The following is a 6,286-nucleotide window of genomic DNA, read 5'->3' as shown; positions in this document are numbered from 1 at the left end:
AGCGCTTGTCGCGGTGCCGGCGCCCATAAAAAAGGGCGCCTTAAGCGCCCTTTTCAACCCGATCCTGTAGGAGCGAGGCTTGCCCGCGAAAGCCACACCGCGGTACATCGGTAGACCGCGTCATCGTTCTTCGCGGGCAAGCCTTGCTCCTACGGATTCAATCAGCGCTTGTCGCGGTGCCGGCGCCCATAAAAAAGGGCGCCTTAAGCGCCCTTTTCAACCCGATCCTGTAGGAGCGAGGCTTGCCCGCGAAAGCCACAACGCGGTACATCGGTAGACCGCGTTATCGTTCTTCGCGGGCAAGCCTTGCTCCTACGGATTCAATCAGCGCTTGTCGCGGCGCTTTTTGTCGGCTTTTTTGTTGTGCGACATCATCCGACGCTTCTTGTTGACCTGGCGATCGGTGAGCGAGTTCTTGTTGCCTTCGTACGGGTTCTCGCCGCCCTTGAACTCGATGCGGATCGGCGTACCGACCAGTTTCAAGACACGGCGATACGTGTTTTCCAGGTAACGCACGTAAGACTTCGGCACCTTCTCGATCTGGTTACCGTGAATCACGATGATCGGCGGGTTAGCGCCACCCAAGTGGGCGTAACGCAGCTTGATCCGGCGGTTGTTGACCATCGGCGGCGCGTGCTCACCCACCGCGTCTTCCAGAATTGTGGTCAGACGGTTGGTTGGCCAGCGGGTGACCGCAGACTTGAACGAGTTCTGTACGGAGGCGTAGAGGTTGCCCACGCCTGTACCGTGAAGGGCCGAGATGAAGTGAATGTCGGCGTAGTCAACGAAGAACAGTCGACGTTGCAGCTCGACCTTCACGAAGTCGCGCTCGCTCGGCGTCATGCCGTCCCACTTGTTGATCGCGATCACCAACGCACGACCCGACTCAATGGCGAAGCCCAGCAGGTTGAGGTCGTGATCGACCACGCCTTCGCGGGCGTCCATCACAAAGATCACCACGTTGGCGTCTTTGATCGCCTGCAAGGTTTTGACCACGGAGAATTTTTCGACTTCTTCGTGGATCTTGCCGCGCTTGCGCACACCGGCGGTGTCGATCAGCGTGTACTTCTCGTCGTTACGCTCGAACGGGATGTAGATACTGTCGCGGGTGGTGCCGGGCTCGTCATAGACGATAACCCGGTCTTCACCGAGCATGCGGTTGACCAGGGTCGACTTGCCAACGTTCGGGCGGCCGATGATCGCGATCTTGATCCCGTCTTTTTCGCTAGGGCCAGGAATGCGCTTGGCTTCCTCGCCTTCGGCAACGATCTCTTCCTCGCCTTCTTCCAGCTCGTCATCGTCTTTCGGGAAGTCGCTCAGGGCGATTTCCAGCATCTGGGTGATGCCACGACCATGCGCACCGGCGATCGGGATCGCGTGGCCCATGCCCAACGGGGCGAACTCGGCGCGGGCCATTTCAGGGTCGATGTTGTCGACCTTGTTGGCCACCACGTAGGAACGCTTGTTACGTTTGCGCAAATGCTCGGCGATCATCTGGTCGGCGGCGGTAAAACCGGCCTTGGCATCTACCAGGAACAGAACGACATCCGCTTCTTCAATGGCCAGCAGCGACTGCTCGGCCATTTTTTCGTCCATACCGTGCTCGTCACCGGAGATACCGCCGGTGTCGACCAGAATGTAGGAACGCCCTTGCCACTTGGCCTCACCGTATTGGCGATCACGGGTCAGACCGGACAAGTCGCCGACGATGGCGTCACGCGTCCTGTCAGGCGGTTGAACAAGGTGGACTTGCCGACGTTCGGTCGGCCCACCAGGGCGATTACGGGAACCATGCGGCTCTCCACTTCGTTATTTCAGAAAATACAAAAGCCGCTGCGAGGCAGCGGCTGGTGCTCGGGGCAACACTGCGCGCTTGTCTGTGGGAGCGAGCCTGCTCGCGATAAACGCAAAGGCACCGCGTTCATTCAGGACGCAAACGTTATCGTTGACGTCCATCGCGAGCAGGCTCGCTCCCACATTCATACCCACAAGTGAAGCAGCCTGGGGTGGTTAACCCCAAGCATAGTCAAACCTTTACTTGATGGTCAGGGCTTCCAGTTTGCCGCTGTTGCCATACAGATAAATCGTCTCACCCACCACCAGCGGACGGGCACGCAGGCCGTCGCTGTCGATACGTTCGCGGCCGACGAAACGACCGTCAACCTGGCTCAGCAGGTGCAGGTAGCCTTCCATATCGCCGACTGCAACGTAGCTGGAGAACACTTCCGGAGCCGACAATTGACGGCGGGCCAGCGAATCGTTGCTCCACAAGGCTGTGGTGGAACGTTCGTCGACGCCTTCAACAGTGCCCGAAGACAAGCTCACGTAGACGCTGCCAAAACCTTGGGCGACGCCGGCATAACTGGACGCATCACGCTGCCAGAGCTGACGACCGCTTTGCAGGTCCAGTGCCGCAACGCGACCCTGGTAGCTGGCGACGTACAGCGTTTCGCCGGACAGCAGCAGGCCACCGTCGATATCGACAACGCGCTCCAGTTCCGAACGACCTTGTGGAATCGCTACGCGTTGTTCCCACACCGGCACGCCGTTGGTGATATCCAGAGCAACCACTTTACCGGTCGACAGGCCAGCCACCGCGAGGCGGTTGGTGACGATCGGCGCACTGGTGCCGCGCAGGGTCAGGACTGCAGGAGTGCTGTCGTACAACCAGCGCTGGTTGCCGGTCGCGGCATCCAGACCGATCAGACGGTCATCCTGAGTCTGAACCACCACCACGTCACCGTTGTTGGCCGGCGGTGCAAGCACTTCGCTGGACACGCGAGCGCGCCATTTCTCTTCACCGTTGATGGAGTCCAGCGCAACGATTTCGCCCTTGGTCGTACCGATCAGGAGCAGACCGTAACCGACGCCAACGGCACCGGAAACAGGCAGATCGAGATCTTTCTTCCATTTGACGTCGCCGTTGCTGCGATCCATCGACATCACCACGCCGGTGACGTCGGCGGCATAGATGGTATCGCCCTCGATCGCCGGAACCAGCATGTTGTACGTTTCGCCCTGACCGTCACCGATCGAACGACTCCACTGCTTTTGCAAAACCACTTCTTCTTTGAAGTCGGTCAACTCGGCCGGTGGCAATTCCTTTTTGCTGTTGCTGCTGCAACCCGCGGCCAATATGGCCAGAGCCAGCAATGCTGCATGTTTCCAACGAATCACGTCACGCATCCCCTTTGGCCAGGTCGTCCAGCTTGATTTGAAGGCCACCGACCGCCGCTTCATCCGACAGCGCGGCCTTGGCTTTTTGATACGCCGTGTTCGCTTCGTCGGTACGACCCAACTGCACCAGCAGGTCGCCTTTGAGTTCTTCGCGAGTGGCCAGGAACGCCGTGTCGGCATCGCCTTCGAGCAGTTTCAGGGCTTCATCGGCCTTGTTCTGCGCGGCCAGTACCTGCGCCAGACGCTGACGGGCAATTTCGCCCAGCGCCGGGTTGGCCGGCTTGGCCACGATGGCTTTCAGCTCGGTGCCGGCGTCATCCAGCTTGCCGCTGTCGACCGCGACTTTCGCCACGAACAGGCTGCCGTATTGCGCATAGGCAGTACCGCCGAACTCGCTGTTGAGCTTGCCGGCCAAGTCCGCAACACGGGCCGCATCTGGCTTGCCGTCAGGCGTCAGCGTGGTTTCCAGCAGTTGCTGATAGAGCATCGAGGCGCCTTGCGACTGATTGCTCTGATACTTGTGAAAGGCCTGCCAGCCGAACACGATGACCAGCGCCAACAGGCCACCAGTAACCAGGGGCTTGCCGTTGCGTGTCCACCAGTCCTTCAAATCCGACAGCTGTTCGTCTTCGGTACTCGACACCCCAATACTCCTTAATCGCTAAATCGGCTGTTTGACAGCTTCAACCCTGCACGACGCAGGTGGCCAGGTGTGCAGCAAGCGCATCCCAGGCAATGCTTTGTTGTTCGCCCTGGCCACGCAGGGGTTTGAAACCTACCACTTGCTGGGCCATTTCGTCGTCACCGAGGATCAGTGCGTACAGCGCACCGCTCTTGTCGGCTTTCTTGAATTGGCTTTTGAAGCTGCCGGCGCCCGCATTGACTTGCAGGCGCAGGTTGGGCAATTGATCACGCACACGCTCACTCAGGGCCAGACCGGCGAGCTCGGCGGCTTCACCAAAGGCACAGAGGTAGACGTCGACCTGACGGGAAATCTCTTCCGGGATCTGCTCCAGGGTTTCCAGCAGCAGCACCAGCCGCTCGATACCCATGGCGAAACCAACGCCGGGGGTCGGCTTGCCGCCCATCTGCTCCACCAGACCGTCGTAACGACCGCCGGCACACACGGTGCCTTGGGCGCCCAACTTGTCGGTGACCCATTCGAAAACGGTCTTGCTGTAGTAATCCAGCCCGCGAACCAGCTTCGGGTTGATCACGTAAGGAATGCCGGCAGCGTCCAGGCGAGCCTTGAGGCCCTCGAAGTGCACGCGGGATTCTTCGTCGAGGTAGTCGGCCATTTTCGGCGCATCGACCAGGACCGCTTGAGTGTCGGCGTTCTTGGTGTCCAGAACCCGCAGCGGGTTGGTCTTCAGACGGCGCTGGCTGTCTTCGTCGAGCTTGTCCAGGTGCGCCGAGAGAAACTCGACCAGCGCGTCGCGATAACGACCGCGGGATTCGCTGGTGCCCAGGCTGTTGAGTTCGAGCTTGACCGCATCACGGATGCCCAGCTCGCCCCACAGGCGCCAGGTCAGCACGATCAGCTCGGCGTCGATGTCCGGACCGTCGAGGTTGAACACTTCGCAACCGATCTGGTGGAACTGGCGATAACGGCCTTTCTGCGGGCGCTCGTGGCGGAACATCGGGCCGATGTACCAGAGTTTCTGCACCTGGCCACCGCCAGTGATGCCGTGCTCAAGCACCGCACGCACGCAGGCCGCTGTGCCTTCAGGGCGCAGGGTCAGGGAATCGCCGTTGCGGTCGTCGAAGGTGTACATCTCTTTTTCGACGATGTCGGTCACTTCACCGATGGAGCGCTTGAACAGCTCGGTGAATTCAACGATCGGCATGCGGATCTGCTTGTAACCGTAGTTATCCAGCAGACGCGATACAGTGCCTTCGAAATGACGCCACAGGGGAGTCTGCTCGGGCAGGATGTCGTTCATGCCACGTATGGCTTGCAGAGACTTGCTCACTATAAATCCTTAAATTCGTTCGATCAGCCGCGGGCGATGACTGCCGCGTCGGCTTCGACCTTTTCGGCCGCTTTCTGGCGGATCAAGCGTTCAAGCTCATCCACCAGATTGTCATTCGTCAGTTTCTGCGACGGCTTGCCGTCGATGTAAATCAGGTTTGGCGTGCCGCCGGTCAAGCCGATATGGGCTTCCTTGGCTTCGCCCGGCCCGTTGACCACGCAACCGATGACCGCGACATCCAACGGCACCAGCAGGTCTTCGAGGCGCCCTTCCAGTTCGTTCATGGTTTTGACCACATCGAAGTTCTGCCGCGAGCAGCTCGGGCAGGCGATGAAGTTGATACCACGGGAACGCAGGTGCAGGGATTTGAGAATGTCGTAGCCGACTTTCACTTCCTCGACCGGGTCGGCCGCCAACGAGATGCGAATAGTATCGCCAATCCCTTCGGCGAGCAGCATACCGAGGCCCACGGCGGATTTCACTGTGCCTGAACGCAAACCACCGGCTTCGGTGATGCCCAAGTGCAGCGGCTGGACGATTTCCTTGGCCAGCAAGCGGTAAGCGGCGACGGCCATGAACACGTCGGAAGCTTTCACGCTGACCTTGAAGTCCTGGAAGTTCAGACGTTCAAGGTGCTCGACGTGACGCAAGGCGGACTCGACCAGCGCGGCCGGGGTCGGCTCGCCGTATTTCTTTTGCAGGTCTTTTTCCAGGGAACCGGCGTTGACGCCGATGCGGATAGGGATCCCGCGATCACGGGCGGCATCGACAACCGCACGTACGCGGTCTTCACGACCGATGTTGCCCGGGTTGATCCGCAGGCAGTCGACGCCCAGTTCGGCCACACGCAAGGCGATCTTGTAGTCGAAATGGATGTCGGCAACCAACGGCACCTTAACCAGTTTCTTGATTTTGCCGAAGGCTTCGGCGGCGTCCATGTCCGGCACGGAAATCCGCACGATATCGACACCAGCAGCTTCCAGACGGTTGATCTGGGCCACGGTGGCGGCCACGTCATTGGTGTCGCTGTTGGTCATGCTCTGCACAGCGATAGGCGCATCGCCGCCAACAGGCACGTTACCGACCCAGATCTTGCGAGATTCGCGACGTTTGATTGGAGATTCGCCGTGCATGAC

At 59.8% G+C, this 6,286-nt stretch carries 4 protein-coding genes and 1 pseudogene; all 5 read right to left on the bottom strand.

What is annotated here, in order from left to right; genetic code table 11:
• Nucleotides 1-324: 324 nt before the first annotated feature.
• A pseudogene (der, locus tag ACIPL2_RS12330) lies at nucleotides 325-1,793 on the bottom strand (ribosome biogenesis GTPase Der).
• 241 nt (nucleotides 1,794-2,034) lie between these two features.
• A complete protein-coding gene (gene bamB / locus ACIPL2_RS12325; protein ID WP_401356486.1) occupies nucleotides 2,035-3,186 on the bottom strand; it encodes an outer membrane protein assembly factor BamB in 1,152 nt (383 codons plus the stop codon).
• Nucleotides 3,179-3,820 (bottom strand): tetratricopeptide repeat protein, encoded by a 642-nt coding sequence (locus ACIPL2_RS12320; protein WP_401356483.1) that lies wholly within the window; start codon nucleotides 3,818-3,820, stop codon nucleotides 3,179-3,181. Before ACIPL2_RS12320 ends, bamB begins: the two co-directional genes overlap by 8 nt.
• Nucleotides 3,821-3,860: 40 nt before the next feature.
• A complete protein-coding gene (gene hisS, locus ACIPL2_RS12315) occupies nucleotides 3,861-5,150 on the bottom strand; it encodes a histidine--tRNA ligase (protein WP_059403388.1) in 1,290 nt (429 codons plus the stop codon).
• Between the two features lie 23 nt (nucleotides 5,151-5,173).
• Nucleotides 5,174-6,283: a flavodoxin-dependent (E)-4-hydroxy-3-methylbut-2-enyl-diphosphate synthase gene (gene ispG / locus ACIPL2_RS12310; protein WP_008147751.1), complete on the bottom strand. Its 1,110-nt coding sequence runs from the start codon at nucleotides 6,281-6,283 to the stop codon at nucleotides 5,174-5,176.
• Nucleotides 6,284-6,286 lie beyond the last annotated feature (3 nt).

It is taken from the genome of Pseudomonas sp. NPDC086251, from assembly GCF_044746405.1.
GTDB lineage: Bacteria > Pseudomonadota > Gammaproteobacteria > Pseudomonadales > Pseudomonadaceae > Aquipseudomonas.
Note: the sequence above shows the minus strand (reverse complement) of the source record. Positions and strands in the feature narration are given on the sequence as shown.

Excerpts from the sequence above, each read along its gene's own strand:
- ispG (WP_008147751.1), bottom strand. The coding sequence starts at position 6,283 with ATGCACGGCGAATCTCCAATCAAACGTCGCGAATCTCGCAAGATCTGG.
- bamB (WP_401356486.1), bottom strand. The coding sequence starts at position 3,186 with ATGCGTGACGTGATTCGTTGGAAACATGCAGCATTGCTGGCTCTGGCC.